We start from the raw sequence: 18,668 nt of genomic DNA, 5'->3' as shown, positions 1-18,668 counted from the left end.
GGCTGATGACGATCCTCGATGCCGTGCTGGCCTTCGCCGTGGTGGCCGGCCTCCTGACGCTGGTCCCAGGCCTGGACACGGCCCTGGTGCTGCGGTCCTCCCTGACCCGGACCCGTCCCTATGCCTGGGCGACTGCTGCGGGTGTGGCCACCGGGGCCATGGTCTGGGGGATCGCGGCCGCCGTGGGGATCTCGGCGCTGCTGACGGCGTCCGAGGTGGCATACCGGGTGCTGACCGTCGCCGGTGCCGGGTACATGATCTGGCTGGGCGCCTCGATGCTTTGGAAATCCTTCCGACGTGACGATGATCCGATCGAGGGCACCGCGGCGGCGCCCCCGGCAGCAGCCTCACCGTGGCAGGGATGGATGGTGGGGGCCGGTACCAACCTGCTCAATCCCAAGGTGGGGGTCTTCTGCATCGCCACGATCCCGCAGTTCCTCCCGCCCGGGGTCTCCCCGCTGCTCATGGGTGCGGGGCTGGCCGGGGTGCACTGCGCGCTGTCCCTGGCGTGGTTCGCGGTCCTGATCCTCGGCGGTGGCTACGCCCGCCGGTGGCTGGCCAACACGCGGGGGATGGCGGTGATCGACCGCATCACCGGCGTGGTCCTGGGTGCCTTCGGCGGCAAGTTGCTCATCGATTCGTTCGCAGGCGGGCCGCCCTCCTCGCTGGCACTGCCCGGCACTGTTCGGTATTGAGTTTCACTAGATCTGATACGCAGTTCCACCTATGCTGAGGGGATGATTGAGAACCCTGCCCGCTCCGAGCGTGCGTCTGGCGCCGCCGGATCGCCGTTTCCAGGCGCCACTGAACCCGCCTTTGACGTCACGAGCCCACTGGACATCGACTACTACGGCGCCTTCCGGGCCATCCCCGCCGCTGACCGAGAGATCTGGGAGCGGACGCGCAAGGCTGCCACCGCCGTCGCCGATCAGATGGCCATGGGCTGGGACCGCCACGAATACCCCATCGAGGCGGCCACCAGCCTCGGGCGCCACCAGCTGTTCAACGACGGACTGACCCACCCGGACCTGGAGCAGTTCTCCCCGCTGGCTACGGGTCTGGTCAACATGGAGCTTTCCCGCGTGGACGGCTCCCTGGGCACCGTGCTGGCGGTCCAGGGTGGGCTCGCGCTGCGCACCCTCGTGTACTTCGGCAGCCAGGAGCAGCAGGAGCGGTACGTGAAGCGCATCGCCGCGGGGGAGGTGCTCGGATCCTTCGCGCTGACCGAGCCGGACCACGGTTCAGACTCCTCGGGACTGGCCACCCGGGCCACCCGCACCGCAGCCGGCTGGGTGCTGCGCGGGGCCAAGAAATGGATCGGCAACGGGGCATCGGGCGGTGTGACCTTCGTCTGGGCACGCGTGGACTCCGAAGGCGAGGAGGACCACGGAGCGGTCCGCTGTTTCCTCGTCCCGCAGGAGACCCCCGGCTACAGGGCCGAGGTCATCGCCGGCAAGGGCGCCCTGCGCGCCATCGACCAGGCCCTGATCCACCTGGACGACGTGGAACTGCCCGCGGAGGCCCTGCTGCCCGGTGCGCACTCGTTCAAGGACACCTCCAGGGTCCTCTATGCCACCCGCGCCGGCGTGGCGTGGTCCGCGCTCGGCCATGCCACGGCCTGCTTCGAGTCCGCGCTGGCCTACTCGCAGCAGCGGGTGCAGTTCGGCAAGAAGCTGGCCCAGCACCAGATGGTCCAGGAGAAGCTGACCCGGCTGCTCTCCCACCTCGTGGCCATGCAGATGTACTGCGTGAACCTGGCCCACCTCGAGTCCGAGGGCACCCTGCGGCCCACCCAGGCGTCCCTGGCGAAGTACCACAACACGCGTACCGCACGCCTGATCGCCTCCGAGGCCCGGGACATGCTCGGCGGTAACGGCATCCTGCTGGAGAACGGGGTCATCCGCCACCAGGCGGACATCGAGGCAATCCACACGTACGAGGGCACAGAATCCGTGCAGGCACTGCTGATCGGCCGCGACCTCACCGGGTTCAGCGCCTTCGCCTGAGAACACGCGCTTCACCTGTGCTGCCCGGGGCCGAGATCGTCTCGGGCTTGCCCTCGCATCGACCCGGGCCTGCCAACGCGGGCCCGGGCGTGCACGTCCATGACCCGATCCGCTACATGCGGGCCGGCTGGCCTCGGCCCAGGCGCCAGGTGAACACGGGTTGCTCCTTGGCAGCGAAGGCCCGGCGCCCTTCGGCAAGATCCTCTCCGGACCGGAATTCGGCCCAAGAGCGGTTCCAGTCCGCCTCGTAGGCATCGACTTCATCCTCTTTGCTCTCGCCGCAGGGCGTCGCGACCCGATGGGCGTAGCTGTCGAGCAGGCGCTTCTGGGTCACCGTGGAGAACAGGGATCTCGACTGGATGGTCCGTACCGTCGTGGCGGACTGCTCGGCGAAGTCCTCCGCCGGGATCAGCAAGGTGATCAGCCCCCACTCCGCGGCCTGGCGCGGGGTCACTTCGGCGGCGGTCACCAGCAGGTATTTGGCCCGGTCCAAGCCCACCCGGTCCACCAGCCGTTCCAGTCCCGAGCGCGGGTAGATGATGCCCAGTTTGGACGGAGTGATGGCAATCCGGGCGGTGGTGGAGGCGATGAGTAGATCGGCAGCGGCGGCTATCTGCCATCCACCGCCCATGCAGATCCCTTCCACGAGGGACACGGTCGGCTTGCGCACCGCACGGATGGCCGCGTCTGCCTCGCTGAGCCGGTCGACACCTGTGTCTGGCACGCCTACGGTTGCGGCATCTGGAGCCTTCTCTGCCTCTGGCGGCTCCGGAATCGACGCCGTGGGCCTGGCGTCGGCCAGCGGGGGAGCACCGTCGAACAGGACCTCATCGAAGGTGTCCAGCCCGGCCCCGGCGCAGAAATCGCCGCCGGTTCCCGAGATCGCCACCACGCCCACGTCCGGGTCGGCGTCCAGCACGGCCAGCGCCTCCACGAGCGACCGGCACATGTGCCGGCTCAGCGCGTTGCGGTGGCTGGGACGGTCCAGCACCACGTTCCCGACGCCGTCGCGCACCTCCACGCGGATCTGGCCCTGGTCGGTGCTCATCGGGAGACCACCTCCTTGAGCGCGGCGTCAGCGGGGGCGGCCTGTGGTGATGAAGCGGGCTGAGCCTTGACGACGCCAGCCGCCACGAGGCGGTCGGTGTCGGCCTCGGGAATCCCCAGGCCGGCGAGGATGCTCCGGGCATCTGCCGAGAGTCCCGGCGGGGCGGAACGGACGGGCGTCGGGCGGCCGTCCAGGCTGACGGGCCCGCGGAGGACCTCCAGCTCGCGTCCGTCCGGACGGCGGGTGCGCTGGATCATGTCGAGGGCCCGGGTGTGCTCGTCCTCCATGACCTGCCCATAGTCGCGGATCGGGCCGGCCGGGATACCGAGGCCGCGGATGTCCTCGATCCACTTCTCGGCCGGGTGGGACCGCAGAGAGGCGGCGATCTCCCGGTCCAGCGCGTCCCGATGTTCCGTCCGCTCTTGGCCGTTGACGAAGCGAGGGTCCTCAAGCAGGTCGGTGCGGCCGATCAGTGTGCAGAAGTCGGTCCAGTGCCGCTGGGTGGAGACGGCCAGAACGATCGGAACGGTGGCCGTGGGGTAGGAGCCGTACGGGGTGATGCTGGGGTGGCTGTTGCCCTGGCGGTGGGGTGTTGTCCCCGTGCTCAGGGCCTTCTGGCCCTGGAAGACGGACATGGCCACGGCGGTCTCGTAGAGGGAGGTGGCCCCGGTGCGGGTGGGATTGCCGCGTTCCCGTCCGAAGAGCAGTGATACGGCGGTGAAGGCGGCCACCATGCCCGAGGCGATGTCCACGATGGGCAGTCCCACCCGGTAGCCGTCCCCATCGGCCGGACCGGTCACCGAGGTGATGCCGGTGATGCCCTGAATGACCTGGTCGAGCCCGGGCAGGTCCCGTAGGGGACCCTTCTGTCCGTAAGCGTTGACGCTGACATGGACCAAGTCCGGGTTGAGGTTGTGGAGGTCCTCCGTGCTGTAGCCCATCTTCCCCAGGGTGCCCAGTTTGAAGTTCTCCACCAGGACGTCGGCGGAACTGAGCAGGGTCCGGAACACCTCCTTGCCGTCCTTGGAGTAGAGGTCGATCCAGATCGACTCCTTGTTGCGATTAGTCGAGTCGAAGTACAGACTGTCCTCGCCGTCGAACGGTGGCCACTGACGGGACGGGTCCCCGGTGCCGGACTCCACCTTCACCACGCGGGCTCCGAGATCTGCCAACAAGGCAGTGCAATACGGTCCGGCCAGGGCCCGGCTCAGATCGACGACGGTGACGCCGTCGAGCGGAAGGGGAGCCGGGGTGTCCTGGTCGTGGGCTTTCGAGATGGGCAGGGCCTGCGGTTCGGGAAGCGGTGACATGGTGGTCCTTTCAAAGCGGTCCGGGCCCGGAGGGGCCAGCGGTGCGGCCCTCGATGGAGATTTCTTGCGGGCATCCGAGCGAGGGTGGGGGCGGACGGGGGCACTACTCCGGTCAGAGCATGGTGGGCAGCACCAGGGCGCCGACCATGGCAAGCGGTCCCACGACCACCATGGACAGGCCCCAGCGGGTCAGGTTCGCGGTGACACGTGGACGCTCGTCCTCGTCCACGGTGGCCACGGCGGTGGCCCCCACGGTCGAGAATGGAGAGACGTCCACGATCGAGGAGCAGACCCCCAGGGCGGCGATCACAGCCCAGCCGGCGATGTCGCCGCCGGAGACCAGGGGGATGGCCAGGGGCACGAGCGCAGCCAGCATGCCAGTGGTGGAGGCGAAGGCGGATACCAGGCCGCCGATCAGGCAGATGATGAAGGCGGCGAGCAGCGGCGTGCCCACACTGCTGGCGGCCTCGCCGAGCATGTCCACGGCGCCCATGGTCTGCAGCACCCCCACGTAGGTGATGATGCCGCCCACCATGAGGATGGTGGACCAGTCGATCTTGGCGACGGCGGCCCGCCCGGTGGACGGGTCCACGAGGGTCATCACCGTGGCGAAGACGAAGCAGAGGATGCCGATGTCCGGGTCGAGGCCGACCATGGCGACGGCCACCACGGACAGGACGAGGCCGGCCATGCAGACCACAGTGCACTTCTGAGCGAGTGTCATCGGGGTGGAGGCAGGTGGAGCCTCGGAGGCACGCTCCAGGACGGTGGTGGCCACCGCCCGGGAGCGGGTGGTGTAGCCCTCTCGCTCGAAGGGGTGTGAGGGCAACGGATCCTTCGTGGCGAAGCCCGGACGTGGGGTGGTGTCCCGATCGAAGCGTTCGGGGGACTTCAGCAACTTCAGCCCGCCGAAGAGGATGAACGCCGTCAGTAAGAGCACCACGTTGAAGGCCAGGGCGATGACGAACAGCAGTAGCGGGTTCAGATCGATGCCGACCGAGTGGGCGGTCCCATAGGTGACGATGCCGAAGAGGCTGGTGGGGGCGAAGCCGCCACCGCTGATGCCGCTGCCGACGGCGATCCCCATCAGGGTCCGGTTGATTCCGTACTTCTTGGCCAGCGGCATGGCGATGGGCATCATCACCAGCCCGGCCAAGGGGGCGCCCATGGCTGCGATGCCCGTGGTCAGCCCGAACATGGCGAAGGGCAACAGCATGGCCCGATCGCCGATCCGGGTGATCACCACGTTGATGATGCGGTCAACAGTGCCGTTCTGCTGGGCAATGGCGAAGAAATAGGTCACGCCGGCGAGGAGGATGAGGAGGGAGACGGGGAACCCTCCGATGATGTCATCCATCTCCATGTCTGCGAGCCAGATGCCGACGCCGGCTGCAGCCGCGAGCATGATGACCCCCAAATGGACCTTGCGCAGGGTGGCCAGTGTGAAGACTGCCACGAAGATCACGATTGCCAGGATCTGTAGTCCCACCATCAACCCCTCGTTTATGGTTCACTAGATGAACCATCGGTTCATTTGCTCGTCCAAGTAACCTAGGTCACATCAGATGGTCGGTCAAGGGTGACCGGCGCTGGCGGGGCCGATGACGCGTGCCCGGGGCAGCAGAAGGCCCCGGAGGATTGAAAGGGGTCGCCATGACCACCCGAAGTGTGGACACGGCCTTGTCGATCGTCGAAATCCTGGCGGAGGATGGCGCGCTGGGCCTCTCTGAGATGGCTCGTCGCCTCGAGTTGTCCAAGGCCACGGCCCTGAGGCTGCTCAAGACCCTGGAGGCCAGGGGGTGGGTTCGGCAGGAGCCGGAGCCGTCCTTGGCTTGGAACCTGTCCCAGCAATTCGCGTGGCTGGGGCGGCAGGTCTCCATGGATACCTCTCTTCGGGAAATCGCCCTGGACAGCATGAACCGGCTGCAATTGGAGACCACGGAGACGGTGCACCTCACCGCCGTGCAGCTGGACCACCTGGTGCTCATTGAGCGGCTCGATTCACCGCATGAGCTGCGTGCCTTTTTCGCCCTGGGAACACAGTTGCCGTTCCATGCCTCGGCCTCCGGGCTTGCCTACCTGTCGGCCCTGCCGGATGTGGAGGTCGAGGGGCTGCTCCGAGGAGTGCTGGAGCGGAAGACCGAGCGAACGCTGACCGACCCCGAGGTCATCGGCGGTGCCGTGCGAGAGGTGCGTACTCGGGGTTACTCCCTCAACAACGGAGGGCTGGTGGGAGATATCTCCTCAGTCGGCGCACCCCTGGTGGGCGCCGATGGACGGCCGGTGGGAGCCCTCTCCGTGTCTGGTCCGACCAGTCGCCTGACGGAGGAGCGCCGGATGGCCGTGGGCCCCCTCGTGGTCGGCGCCGCTCGTGAGGTGTCTCGGCGCCTGGCCCGGGGTCCTGGGTCTTGAGTCGCGCGCTACCCATGAGTAACTTCTCGTGACAGCATGGTGCACATGCACCTGATCTTCCGTACCCTGCTGTTGCTCATCACCTCGCGGCGCCGCTCCAAGCTGAGCATCTGGGATGGCTCCTCGCTGCCGCTGAGGGCCCTGCCGACCGACGTGGACATCGCGGTGCACGTCAACAACGGGATGTACTTCTCCCTCATGGACCTGGGCCGCTTCGACCTGATGGTCCGTGCCGGTGTCTGGGACCTGATGCGGAGGAAGAAGTGGTCGCCGGTGGTGCAGGCCGAGCAGATCGCCTTCCGGAAGTCGGTGAACCTGTGGCAGCGCTACACCTTGGAGACCCGGATCGCCGGCCTGGATGACAAGTCCATCTGGTTCGAGCAGCGCTTCGTGGTGGACGGCGAGGTCTACGTCAGGGCCCATGTGGCCACCCGGCTCCTTGGTGCGGATGGCCCGGTGTCCAACGAGGAGATCCTGACGGCGGTCGCCGAGGAACTCGGTCAGCCGAAGCCGCCCGAGCTCGAGTTGCCCGAGTGGCTGCACGAGTGGCGCACCAACGTCGCCCTGCCCGGCTCCCGGAAGCCGGCCCCGCACCTCTGGTGACCTGACGCAGGAGGCTGCGCGCCGCCGTCGTGCGTTCTGCGTCACGTGGGTGCAGGATGGGAGGCATGAACAACCGCCTCCTCATCATCGGCGGGCTCACCACGCTCGTCCTCATCCTGGTCATCGCCTACCTGGTCGGGTTCTGGGCGTGGATCTTCCTCGGCCTGGTCGCACTGCTGCTCGTGGGGCTGGCCATCTGGGACGTGACCCAGAAGCGGCATGCGATCCTGCGGAACTTCCCGGTGATCGGGCACATGCGGTACCTGCTGGAGTCGATCCGTCCGGAGATCCAGCAGTACTTCATCGAGCGGAACTTCGACGGCAAGCCCTTCGACCGGGACACCCGCTCGATTGTGTACTCGCGGTCCAAGGGCGCGGATGACCACAAGGCCTTCGGCACGGAGCGGGATACGGGGCGGATCGGCTACGAATTCCTCCTGCATTCCACGGCCCCCGTGGCGCCGCCGGAGAGGATCCCCACCGTGCGGATCGGCGGGCCTGACTGCCGCCAGCCCTATGACCTGTCCCTGATGAACATCTCCTCCATGTCCTTCGGCTCGCTGTCCAAGAACGCGGTGGTGGCCATGAACAAGGGGGCCGCCCTGGGCGGGTTCATCCACGAGACCGGCGAGGGCGGGCTGACGAAGTACCACCGCGGCAACGGGGCGGACCTGTTCTGGGAGATCGGCTCGGGCTACTTCGGCTGCCGCACCGAGGACGGCCGGTTCAACCCGGAGAGCTTCGCGGAGAAGGCCGCCCTGCCGGAGGTCAAGGGCATCACCATCAAACTCTCCCAGGGGGCCAAGCCCGGGCTCGGCGGGGTGCTGCCCGGCCCCAAGGTCACCCCGGAGATCGCGGAGGCGCGCGAGGTGCCGGTCGGCGTCGACTGCATCTCCCCGGCCTCCCATTCGGCCTTCACCACACCCCGGGAGATGGTCCGGTTCATCGGCCACCTGCGCCAACTTTCCGATGGGAAACCGATCGGCATCAAGTTCTGCGTCGGTTCCCGCACGGACGTGCTGGCCATGTGCAAGGCCATCTGGGAGGAGCGGACCGCCCCCGACTACATCATCGTGGACGGTTCCGAGGGTGGCACCGGTGCGGCTCCGCTGGAGTACTCCGACCACGTCGGCACTCCGCTGACCGAGGGCCTCATGCTGGTGCACAACGCCCTGGTCGGCACAGGCCTGCGGCACATGATCAAGCTGGGCGCCGCGGGCAAGGTCGCTACCGGATCGGACATCGTCAAACGACTGATCCAGGGGGCCGACTTCACCATGTCCGCCCGCGCCATGATGATGGCCACCGGCTGCATCCAGGCCCAGAAGTGCCACACGAACCACTGCCCCGTGGGTGTGGCCACGCAGGACCCACGGCTCACCCGGGCGCTGGACGTGGAGGACAAGTCCAAGCGCGTGCACAACTACCAGAAGCTCACCGTCCGTGAGGCCGTGCAGATCATGGCGTCCATGGGCCTGAACCATCCGTCTCAGTTGAACACCCGCATGCTGCGCCGCCGGGTGGACCACCTCAACACCCGCTCCTACGCCTCGATCTACCACTGGCTGCGGGAGGACGAATTGCTCAACGAGCCGCCGCGAGGCTGGGCCGCCGACTGGCGTGAGGCGGACGCGGACCACTTCGGCGAGCACGCTCCCGTCGGCTACCTGACCGAGCCGGATCCGCAGTGGCGTGACGAACTGGACGTGCAGACCTCCGCGATGTCCCTCGGGGACCTGCGCGCCTCCCTGCGCACTGGTGAAGCGCAACAGCCGGTCCCGACGCCGGCCGGTTCCGCAGGTGCCCATGCCGCCGTGAGTGCAGGGCGTGGCGGGGGTCCTGCGGAGAATCGGGTGACAGGCGCGACCGCCGGCTCGGGCTCGGACTCGGCCGGCGACCGCACCGGCGAGGGACAGAGCGAGGGTGAGGGCGAACCGCGTTCCGAAGGCCGCCCGCCCGAGCGGAACGCCGAGGAGAAGGACCTCGACGGCGCCCGGCCGCGGCGATCCAGTTCGGACACTGGCTCCACGCCCGTGGTCAGCAACGAGCCCCGGCCGGAGGGCCGGCTGGGGTCCTGACGGCGACCGCCTTCACGGCGCCGGTGAGACCTGCGGACCCAGGGCGATGGCCAGGTCCACGAAGCTCCGGCCCGGCGCGGGCAGCCTCCTCCGTTCCGACCAGGCAATGGACGCCCGTTCCAGGTGGGGCACGGGGTCCAGGGGAACGCAGGCCACGGGCAGGCCCTCGTAGGAGACATCCTGCCGGGGCCGCTGGATGAAGATCGAATAGCCCAGCCCGCGGGCCACCAGGGACCGGATGAGCTCGAAGTCCGGGGACTTCATCCGCACGTTCGGGGCCGCGCCGTGGTGGGCGAAATACGAGAGGATGTCGTCTGAACTGGGGGAGGCGTCCATGAGCAGCAGGGGCTCCGCCGCCAGTTCGGCCAGGGGCGCCCGTCCCTGTTCGGCGAAGCGGTGATCGGCCGGCAACAGTGCGTACATCGTCGTGTCGTAGAGGCGCGCGGAGCTCAATCCGGGCAGGGCATGGAGGTTGTACGCCAGAACCACATCCAGGATGCCGAGGGAGAGCTGTTCCACGAGTTCGGCCCGGTTCCCGGTGGTCACGGAGACGGTGACGCCGGGGTGCCGGGAGGCGAACTCGGACCAGAGCGCGGGCAGGACAGTCGGGGCGAGGGACCGGAAACAGCCGATGGCGAGGGTCCCGCCGAGTTGCCGGTCGCCGTCGGGCACCTCGAGGTCAAAGGCCTGGTCCAGCACCGAGCGCGCCCGGATGAAGAAGTCCTCTCCGGAGGCGGTGAGCACTACGCCCTCGGCCTTGCTGCGGCGGCACAGCACGGTGCCGGAGATGCGCTCGAGGGTGTCCAAGGCCTCCGTGACGGAGGTCCTGGACACCCTCAGTTGGGCGGCCGCAGCGCTGATGCTGCCGGTCCGGGCCACAGCGCAGAAATGTTCGAGTTGGCGCAGTGTCAGTCGCACCCGTCCCTGTCTTCCTGCCGGACCGGTGCCGGCGGATTCAGCGGAGGTCGCGGCGGGCGGTCTCCGGCATCTTGATGATGACCACCACGCTAACCAGGCAGAGCAGGATCATGTAGCCCACGAACAACCCGTGCATCCCGATGCTGGACAGCCAGGTGTTCAGGTAGGGCGCCGTGCCGCCGAAGATCGCTCCGGAGGTGGCATAACCGACGCCGATCAGCGTGGCCCGCAGCTTCGTCGGGACCAGTTCGGCGAAGACGGCGCCGAGCGGGGCGCAGTTCGCGGCGAGCAGCAGGGAGCCCGCGGCCATGGCCAGGAAGAGCATGAACGGGCTCGAGCCGAGCATCCACTCCAGGGGAAAGGCCACGAGTGCGAAGCCGGCGGCGAAGACCATCAGCACCGGCTTGCGCCCGAAGCGGTCGGAGAGTCTGCCCATCACGGGGATGGCCACCAGGAACACGGCCTGTCCGCACAACCCGGCCACCAGGGAGGCGTTCGGGTCCATGCCGAACTCGCGGGAGGCGTAGCCGGGGGCGAAGATGAACCAGGTGTAGAAGGCCACAACGCCAGAGATCGTCAGGCCGACGATCTGCAGCAGCGGCTTCCACTCGCGGCCCAGCTCAGAGAAGACCTCGCGCAGGGACTGGGAGTCCACACCCTCGCGCTCGTCACGCTCCTTGCGCTCGGTGTGCACCTCGGACTCGTTCATGGTCTTGCGGATGTAGAGGGCGTAGACCCCAAGGACGGCGGCGACGGCGAAGGGGATGCGCCAGCCGAACTCGGCCATCTGTGCCTCGGAGAGCAGTGCGGTCAGCAGCACGCCGACGCCGGTGGCGAGCATGGTGCCCACCCCCACGCCGAGCCACGGGGTAGAGGCCCAGAAGCCGCGCTTGTCCTGCGGGGCGATCTCCGCCAGATAGGTGAACGCGCTGCCGGTCTCCCCGCCATGCGACAGGCCCTGGATGAGGCGGGCCACCAAGAGGACGACGCCGGCCCACACGCCGATCGCGTCAAAGGTCGGGGCGACGGCGATCAGCAGGGAACCGAAGGAGGCCAGCAAGATGGCCAGGGTCAGACTGAACTTCCTCCCCTTGTCATCCGCCAGCCGGCCAAACAGCCACCCGCCCACCGGACGCATGAGGAAACCGACCGCGAAGACGGCCAGCGTGGACAGCAGGCTGGAGACCGGGTCCTCGGCGCGGAAGAACTGGGCAGCAAAGAACGGTGCGAAGATCGCGTAGATGTTCCAGTCGAACCACTCCAGGGCATTGCCGATGTTGACGGCGACGAGGTCACGGGGCCGGCCGGCGCGCGGCGAGGCGCCGGCGGTAGTGGCCGTATGGGGACCGGGCGATGAGACGGCTGTGGGGTCCGGAGAAGGGCCACCCGAGGCGCGGGGCTGGGAAACGGTGCTGTGATCCATAACACCTCATGGTGCCCCTGATCGTTGGTGATCTCAACGGAATTCGCTGTGCATCGGTTGCACGGAGGATGTGCATGGCGTCCGCGGGGAGCCGGCCCTAGCGTGGTGCTCATGTCCCAGATCTCCACCCCCGCCTCCGCGGCGCCGGCCTCTGTCTCCATCTCCGGACACCCCGACGGTGCAACCGGCCCTACCCCACCCCGACTCGAGTTCCTTGCCACCGTGGCGGTGGACGTGGCCGAGCCCGTGGAGGTCGGGCGGACCCACCGGGGGCTGCGCCGCGTCATCCCGATCACCGGCGGCACTGTCACCGGGCCCGGACTGAACGGTCGCATCCTGCCCGGCGGGGCGGACTTCCAGCTCATCCACTCGGACACGGCCTCGGACCTGGATGCCCGGTACGTCATCGAGACCGACGACGGCGACCGGCTCTACGTCATGAACGCCGCCTACCGCACGGGCTCGGCCGAGGACATCTCCGCCCTGGCCCGCGGTGAACGGGTGCCCGCCGAACGGATCTACTTCCGCTGCGCGCCCCGCTTCGAGGTGGCCGGCGAGACCTGGTCCTGGCTGGAGTCCACCGTGGTCATCGGCTCCGGCCGCCGCGAACCCAGCCAGGTCATCATCGATCTCTGGACGGTCTGCTGACCGGTTACATCAATCCCAGTGGCCCACCTCGACGAAGTCCTCCTGGCGCCGACCGTCGGTGTCCAGGTGCCACCCGGCACGTTTGGGGATGTTCGAGATGATGACGGTCTCGCGGATCTCCAGGCGGGGCAGCCTCTCTGACGCCCGCCGCTCCAGGGCCATGATGTCCGTGGGCGATCGGTGCCACATCATGAACATGAAGTTGGAGCGGCCCGTCGTCGAGGCGCACAGGCGCAGGGCGCCGAGCCCTGCCAGTTCGGCGGCTGCCGCATCGTGGTCGGCGGCCGGGAGGCGGGCGAACCATTGGCACATCACGGGATAGCCCGTGGCCCGGTGGGACACGTCGCAGCGAAAGCTCAAGGTGCCCGAGTCCAGCACCCGCTGGAGCCGGCGTCGTGCCGTGGCCGGGTGCAGGCCGGTGGCCTCGGCGACCTGTGCCGCGGAGGCCCGGCCATCGCGGCCGAGGACGCGCAGTATGGGGCCGAAGGACGGCGGCGGGGGCCCCGGGTGCGCCTCGGGTGCCGGCGGCGGACCGGCGGCCGCACGGAGTGCGCGCCGCTGAGCGGAATTCAGGGCATCGAGTTCCCAGTTGGCCGCGGTGCGGTGCAGGCGGGTGCAGAAGGTGGACTCGTAGCCGGACAGGTGGGGAATGTCCTCGAGCTGCGGATAGACGATCTCCGTGAGCTGGGTTGGATCGGGGGAGATGACGGTCAGCATGAAGTCCCGGTCCCGGTGACATTCCTCCACCGAGAACACCTCCGGAATCCTGCCGATGGCCTCGGCGACGTGCCGCCGGTGGCCGGGTTGGCACCGGACATCATGGAAGGACAGGGCCATTTGGTCCGGGTGCCCCAGAGGATGGGCGGTGATCCAAGCGGAGCCGCTGCGCTCGAGCCGGCGCCACCGGGCGGCCAGCGAGGTCGGATGCTGGTCGAGGATCTCGCCCAAGGCCGTCCAGGGCAAGCGTGGTCCGATCTGGAGGGCATGGACCAGTTGGAGATCGCCTTCATCCAGGAGTCGGGGGTCATTGTTCATGATCTGACCAAAGCGCCTGGAGAGTGTGAATTTCCTGCGATTGTCCGTGAAGTGATGTAGCGCACACCACAATGGTAGCGACCAACTGCATCAATCTGTTTCCGGGTACCGACCTGGAACCGAACTCACGAATCGAAGGACCGCCATGATCTCAGCAGCAAGCGCGGCCGCTGGCCCGGCCGCCGACCCGAGCTCGGATCCGAACGGCGTGTTGGCGCTGGCCAACATGCCCGTCCTCTGGATCTGTGCGCTCGGCGTCTTCCTGGTCATCGCCGTCCAATCGGTGATCTACATGATGGCCGCCCGCAAGGCTGCGCCGGCCGCCGGCCTGAGCCAACAGGAGCTGAAGACCACGTTCCGGACCGGGGCCATTGCGGCGATCGGCCCCTCGCTGGCTGTGGTCCTCGTCGCCGTCGCCCTGCTCGCCCTGTTCGGCACCCCGGCCACCCTGGTCCGCATCGGCCTGATCGGATCGGTGCAGTATGAGACGGCCGCGGCCAGCATCGCCGCCGGGACGGTCGGCGCAGAGCTGGGCGGTCCCTCCTATGACCAGCAGGCGTTCGCCATCATGTTCTTCGCCATGAGCCTGGGCGGGGCCATGTGGATGCTCTCCACCCTGATCCTCACGCCCCTGCTGAAGAAGGGCGAACACCGCATGGCCAAGGTCAACCCGGCCCTCATGACCGTGGTCCCGGCGGCCGCCCTGCTCGGTGCCTTCCTGTCTCTCGGTTTCGCCGAGGTGCCCAAGAGCTCCGTGCACGTGATCACCCTGGCCGCCTCAGCGCTCGTGATGGGGGCATGCCTGCTGCTCGCTCGCCTGCCGGGGATGCGGTGGCTGCGCGAGTGGGGACTCGGCATCGCCATCCTGCTCGGCCTCGCCGCCGCCTACCTCGCCCAGTCCGCCGGGCTCGCGCCCGTCGCTTGAGCCCGTCGCCTGAGCCCGGCCGCCCCGCACACCCCTTGACCTCCCTCCATCGCCAGGAGTCCCGATGACCGCACCATCCGCCACCACATCCAGTGCCACCGCCGCCACCTCCACAACCGCCGCGTCGCCGGGCAGCATGGCCGAATTCGACGCCACCACCTCGCGGTGGGGCCGGCTGACCATGCTGGCCGGGCTGGTCTTCTCGCTGGCCGGCCCGCTCTACCTGGTCTTCTTCGCCGACCTCGGCGTGACCGCCACCGCCCTCTTCACGGCCTTCGCCGCCGTCGCCGGCACCTTCTTCGTCATCTGGATCATCGAGCCGATCACCTATTTCCCGATCCTGGGCCCGGCCTCGATGTACCAGGCGTTCATGATCGGCAACATCTCCAACAAGCTGCTGCCCTCCGCCCTCATCGCCCAGGCGCGGATCGGCGCCAAGCCGGGCACGCACCGCGGCGGGCTCGCCGCCGTCATGGCCATCTGCGGTGCGGCCTTCGTGCACCTGCTCTCCCTGCTCGTCTTCGTGGGGATCCTCGGAACCTGGCTCATCAGCGTGATCCCGGAATCCGTCACGGACGTGGTCCGGGTGTACGTCCTGCCCGCCGTGCTGGGCGCGGTCATCATCCAGGCCATCGTCTCCCTGAAGCAGGTCCGCGCCACCGCGGTGGCCGCGGTCGTGGCCGCCCTGGTGCAGTTCGTCCTGGTTCCCCTGGTTCCCCTGGTGCCCGCCCTGGGCATGGCCGCCACGGCGATTTCCGTGATCGTCACCCTCGTGATCGGCTGGTACGTGCGCAAACGCGAGCCGTTCGAGTCCGCCACCACCGAAGGAGAGATTCACCCATGACCGACATCACCGAGTATCCGGAGATCCCCGCCGAGCTGCGGGAGCGCATGTTCGCCTTCTACCGGCACCTGCACGCCAACCCGGAGCTGTCCATGCAGGAGCACGCCACGGCGGCGTTCATCGAAGCGCACCTGGACACGCTGGGCATCGAGCACTTCCGCTGCGGCGGCACCGGCGTGGTGGGCGTGCTGCGCAATGGTGAGGGGCCCGTCGTCGGGTTCCGGGCGGACACGGACGGATTGCCGATCCAGGAGGACTCCACGGTCGACTACCGCAGCACCGCCCGTGGCGCCCTGGCCGACGGCACCGAGGTGCCGGTGATGCACGGCTGCGGCCATGACACCCACGTGGCCGCCCTGATGACGGCCGCAGAGGTCCTGGCCGGGGACCGGGACAGCTGGTCCGGCACCCTGGTGCTCCTCTTCCAGCCCGGGGAGGAGACCGCCGCCGGGGCGCAGGCCATGGTGGAGGACGGCCTGTGGGAGAAGGCCCCGCAGCCCGAGATCATCTACGGTCAGCACGTCATGCCCGGCCTGGCCGGGACGGTCGAGGTGGTCTCCGGGCCGGCCATGGCCTACGCGGACTCCTGGAAGGTGACGCTGCGCGGCGAGCAGTCCCACGGCTCCCAGCCCCAGGACTCCATCGACCCCATCGTGCTCGGCGCGCACATCGTCACCCGGCTGCAGGGCATCGTCTCGCGGGAGATCGGGCCCCGCCAGGCCGCCGTCGTGACCGTGGGCACCTTCCACGCCGGCCTGAAGGAGAACATCATCCCGGCCACCGCCGAGTTCACGCTGAACGTGCGCACCATGGAGGACGATGTCCGCGAGAGCGTCCTGGCCGCGATCCGCCGCATCATCTCCGCGGAGGCGGCCGCCTCCGGCGCCCCCGAGCCGGAGATCGAGGAGCTGTACCGATTCCCGCGGAACCTCAACGACCCGGACGCGACGGCGGCGCTCGCCGAGGTGCTGCGCGGCGCCCTGGGTGCCGAGAACGTGCTGGACGGCGAACCCCGAATGGGCTCCGAGGACTTCGGCACCCTGCCCGGGGCGCTCGGCGTACCCTCCGTGTTCTGGTTCTTCGGCGGCTTCGACGCGGCCACCGTGGAGTCCGGCACCATGCCGGTCAACCACTCGCCCCGCTTCGTCCCCGTGCCGCAGCCCACCCTCTGGACCGGCGCGACGGCGGCGCTCGCCGCCCTGCGCTCGAAACTCGCCTCCTGACCCAGAACCTGGGGTCAGAGCTCCAGGTTGAACACCCGGGTGGCGATGCCCTCGAAGAACTCGAACTTCTCCTCCGCTGAGACCGGCAGGTTGTCCTGCAGGTCCACCTCGGATGGCTCGTACTGGTACGGGTAGTCCATCGCGTACATCACGCGGTCGGCGCCCATCATCTGCCGCACGAACATGATCTCGTCCTGCCAGGGCATGCCGCTGGTGGTGATCCAGACGTTGCGGCGGATGTACTCGGAGGGCTTCATCGGCAACGGCTTCACGTGCGGGTAGCGGCCCGTGGCCACCTGCTTGCCGTACATGTAGTCGATGCGGTTCAGCCAGAACGGGACGGCCTCACCGAGGTGGCCGACCACCATCGTCAGGTTCGGGAAGCGTTCGAACACCCCGGAGACCACCAGTCGCATCAGATGCAGGCCGGTCTCCACCCCGAACCCGTACATCGAGCCGTCCAGGCCGCGGTCATGCAGCGGCTTGAACAGGCTGGCGGAGGGGGCGTTGGGGTGCAGGTAGACCGGCACCCCGAGCGCCTCCGCCGCCTCATAGAAGGGCAGGAACTCGTCCGTGTCCGTGTAGCGGTCCCGCACGTGGGAGTTCAGGATGGCGCCCTTCAGGCCCAGCTGCGTGACGGCACGCTCGAGCTCCGCGGCGCCGGCGTCGGGCGCGGTGAAGGGCACGGCGGCCAGCCCGGAGAAGCGGTCCGGCCGCTTCCGTACGATCTCGCCGAGCTGGTCATTGGCCAGCCGCGCCAGCTCGGTCGCCTGCACCGCCGGTAGCGGATTGGTGCCCGGGGCGGTCAGGGACAGGATCTGATGGTCGACGCCGGCCGCGTCCATCTCCTGCAGGCGCACCCCCTCGGTGTCCGCCATGCGCTCGCGGATGAATCGAGGACGTTCTCCGTCGTTGAGGACGTAGTAGCCCATCAGGCTCATGAAACCCGGGTCGTCCTCCGGGTGGTCGCCGAGGATTCCGCGGAACATATCGAACATCTCCGGCGGGGCCCAGGCCTCCTCCGTGGCGATGCGCCGGTAGGGGCGGGGCGCTGGGCTGGTGGTCTTGTCACTGGTCATGTGGGGGTGTCCTCGGGTCTCTCGAGTGGGGTGGATGGGACGGCTCAGTCGGTGGGCGCGGTGACGATGTCCTCAACGCTGATCTCCTCGTCGATCAGTCCGTACCGGACCATGCGCTCGTTGAGGAACTGCAGGGTCTCCAGGTCCACCGAGGCGTCCCAGGCGGGCAGGTGGATCTGGCCGGCGAGGTCGGGCTCGATCGTGGTGACTTCGGGCAGCGCCTCGCGGAAGGCAGCGGGATCCTCGGCGATGGCCTGTCCGGTGGCGCTGATGCCCCGTTGGAACGCCTCCACCGTCTCCGGATTCTCGGCGGCGTACTCCTCCGAGGTCATGTAGGTGCCCACCATCATGTTCGGGCGGGACTCGGCGTAGGGGCTGGCGACCTCCGTGGCACCCTGGTCCACGGCCATGGTGACGAACGGCTCGATCAGCAGGGCTGCGTCGACCTGTCCGTTGGCCAGGGCCGGGAGCATGTCCGAGAAGCCCATCTCGGCGAACTTGACCTGGGTGCGGTCGGCGCCCGCGTCCTCCATCAGCGTCATGATGACCACGTCGTTGATGTTCTCCAGTGTGTTGACTGCAATGGTGGCGCCTTCCAGGTCTTCGACCTCCTCGACCCCGCTGGACGTGGAGGCCATGATGCGGGCGAAATCGTCCTCGGGATCCTCCATGGTGCGGGTGCCAGCGGCAACGATGGTGATGGGAAGGCCCTTACTGGCGGCCAGGATGGCGCTGACGGTGTTCGAGCCGGCGAACTGGGTCTCTCCGTTGACCACGGCCGGCACGGCTGCGGCACCGCCGATGCTGACGTCCACCGTGACGTCCAGGCCCTCCGCCTCGAAGTAGCCCTCGTTCACCCCGTACTGGAGGAAGGCTGAGGGCATGCCGGCGGTGTCCGCCACCCGGACCTCCGTGGTGCCCTCCGCCCCGCCGGTTCCGGTAGCGGTGCCCTCGGCGGGCGACCCTGTTCCAGCGCCGGATTCCTGGTTTGAGATGCCGCCATCGCCGCAGGCGGTCAACAGCAAGGGTGCTGCCAGCAGTGGTGCCAGCCAGCGGCTGCGGCGCCGGGTGCTCGTCCATGTCCTCGCGGTGGTTCTCATCGGGGCTCCTTGCTCG

General features: G+C 68.4%; 17 protein-coding genes. 9 read left to right on the top strand and 8 right to left on the bottom strand.

The genetic code is table 11. The features are described from left to right. Positions 1-5: 5 nt before the first annotated feature. Together BOSE125_RS12075 and BOSE125_RS12070 are read left to right on the top strand one after the other, a co-directional pair. Positions 6-695, top strand: coding sequence for a LysE family translocator (locus BOSE125_RS12075; protein WP_159552851.1), 690 nt, complete (start codon positions 6-8; stop codon positions 693-695). Between the two features lie 42 nt (positions 696-737). Continuing rightward, positions 738-2,006 (top strand): acyl-CoA dehydrogenase family protein, encoded by a 1,269-nt coding sequence (locus BOSE125_RS12070; protein WP_159552849.1) that lies wholly within the window; start codon positions 738-740, stop codon positions 2,004-2,006. A gap of 112 nt (positions 2,007-2,118) precedes the next feature. Here the strand turns inward: BOSE125_RS12070 and BOSE125_RS12065 are convergent, their stop codons facing one another. The 3 genes from BOSE125_RS12065 to BOSE125_RS12055 form a co-directional block, all read right to left on the bottom strand. Further along, complete coding sequence (locus BOSE125_RS12065) at positions 2,119-3,054, bottom strand: enoyl-CoA hydratase/isomerase family protein (RefSeq protein ID WP_159552847.1); 936 nt, start codon at positions 3,052-3,054, stop codon at positions 2,119-2,121. Continuing rightward, complete coding sequence (locus BOSE125_RS12060; protein WP_159552845.1) at positions 3,051-4,364, bottom strand: CaiB/BaiF CoA-transferase family protein; 1,314 nt, start codon at positions 4,362-4,364, stop codon at positions 3,051-3,053. The genes BOSE125_RS12065 and BOSE125_RS12060 overlap by 4 nt, the downstream gene beginning before the upstream one ends. Positions 4,365-4,476: 112 nt before the next feature. Further along, on the bottom strand, positions 4,477-5,856 hold the full coding sequence (locus BOSE125_RS12055) for an SLC13 family permease (protein ID WP_159552843.1): 1,380 nt from the start codon (positions 5,854-5,856) through the stop codon (positions 4,477-4,479). Positions 5,857-6,017: 161 nt separating this feature from the next. On the opposite strand from BOSE125_RS12055, the gene BOSE125_RS12050 reads away from it, so the two are divergent. From BOSE125_RS12050 to BOSE125_RS12040, 3 genes are all read left to right on the top strand, one after another. Further along, positions 6,018-6,776 (top strand): IclR family transcriptional regulator, encoded by a 759-nt coding sequence (locus BOSE125_RS12050; RefSeq protein ID WP_159552841.1) that lies wholly within the window; start codon positions 6,018-6,020, stop codon positions 6,774-6,776. A gap of 45 nt (positions 6,777-6,821) precedes the next feature. Continuing rightward, positions 6,822-7,379, top strand: a complete 558-nt coding sequence (locus BOSE125_RS12045) for a thioesterase family protein (protein ID WP_159552839.1) — start codon at positions 6,822-6,824, stop codon at positions 7,377-7,379. Between the two features lie 65 nt (positions 7,380-7,444). Beyond that, positions 7,445-9,457 carry an FMN-binding glutamate synthase family protein gene (locus tag BOSE125_RS12040; RefSeq protein WP_159552837.1) on the top strand — a complete coding sequence of 671 codons (2,013 nt, stop codon included), beginning with the start codon at positions 7,445-7,447 and terminating at the stop codon, positions 9,455-9,457. 12 nt (positions 9,458-9,469) lie between these two features. Here the strand turns inward: BOSE125_RS12040 and BOSE125_RS12035 are convergent, their stop codons facing one another. Together BOSE125_RS12035 and BOSE125_RS12030 are read right to left on the bottom strand one after the other, a co-directional pair. After that, positions 9,470-10,375: a LysR substrate-binding domain-containing protein gene (locus BOSE125_RS12035; protein ID WP_159552835.1), complete on the bottom strand. Its 906-nt coding sequence runs from the start codon at positions 10,373-10,375 to the stop codon at positions 9,470-9,472. Positions 10,376-10,412: 37 nt separating this feature from the next. Further along, positions 10,413-11,798, bottom strand: a complete 1,386-nt coding sequence (locus BOSE125_RS12030; protein WP_159552833.1) for an MFS transporter — start codon at positions 11,796-11,798, stop codon at positions 10,413-10,415. A 111-nt stretch (positions 11,799-11,909) separates the two neighbouring features. Between BOSE125_RS12030 and BOSE125_RS12025 the strand changes: the two genes are divergently transcribed. After that, positions 11,910-12,446, top strand: a complete 537-nt coding sequence (locus tag BOSE125_RS12025; protein ID WP_159552831.1) for a DUF3237 domain-containing protein — start codon at positions 11,910-11,912, stop codon at positions 12,444-12,446. A 9-nt stretch (positions 12,447-12,455) separates the two neighbouring features. Here BOSE125_RS12025 and BOSE125_RS12020 read toward each other — a convergent pair whose 3' ends face one another. Continuing rightward, entirely contained in the window at positions 12,456-13,481 is a 1,026-nt protein-coding gene (locus BOSE125_RS12020) for an Lrp/AsnC family transcriptional regulator (RefSeq protein WP_159552829.1), read from the bottom strand. A gap of 145 nt (positions 13,482-13,626) precedes the next feature. Here BOSE125_RS12020 and BOSE125_RS12015 point away from each other — a divergent pair, with 145 nt between their 5' ends. From BOSE125_RS12015 to BOSE125_RS12005, 3 genes are all read left to right on the top strand, one after another. Continuing rightward, positions 13,627-14,406, top strand: coding sequence for a DUF5058 family protein (locus tag BOSE125_RS12015; protein WP_159552827.1), 780 nt, complete (start codon positions 13,627-13,629; stop codon positions 14,404-14,406). A gap of 64 nt (positions 14,407-14,470) precedes the next feature. After that, complete coding sequence (locus BOSE125_RS12010; protein ID WP_236557958.1) at positions 14,471-15,250, top strand: hypothetical protein; 780 nt, start codon at positions 14,471-14,473, stop codon at positions 15,248-15,250. Then, a complete protein-coding gene (locus tag BOSE125_RS12005; protein ID WP_159552825.1) occupies positions 15,247-16,473 on the top strand; it encodes an amidohydrolase in 1,227 nt (408 codons plus the stop codon). The genes BOSE125_RS12010 and BOSE125_RS12005 overlap by 4 nt, the downstream gene beginning before the upstream one ends. 14 nt (positions 16,474-16,487) lie before the next feature. Here BOSE125_RS12005 and BOSE125_RS12000 read toward each other — a convergent pair whose 3' ends face one another. After that, positions 16,488-17,552 carry an amidohydrolase family protein gene (locus tag BOSE125_RS12000; protein ID WP_159552823.1) on the bottom strand — a complete coding sequence of 355 codons (1,065 nt, stop codon included), beginning with the start codon at positions 17,550-17,552 and terminating at the stop codon, positions 16,488-16,490. A gap of 44 nt (positions 17,553-17,596) precedes the next feature. After that, positions 17,597-18,652, bottom strand: coding sequence for an ABC transporter substrate-binding protein (locus BOSE125_RS11995; RefSeq protein WP_159552821.1), 1,056 nt, complete (start codon positions 18,650-18,652; stop codon positions 17,597-17,599). Between the last annotated feature and the right edge of the window lie 16 nt (positions 18,653-18,668).

The organism is Citricoccus sp. K5, assembly GCF_902506195.1.
In the GTDB taxonomy this organism is placed as follows: domain Bacteria; phylum Actinomycetota; class Actinomycetes; order Actinomycetales; family Micrococcaceae; genus Citricoccus.
This window is presented reverse-complemented; position numbering and strand designations above follow the sequence as displayed.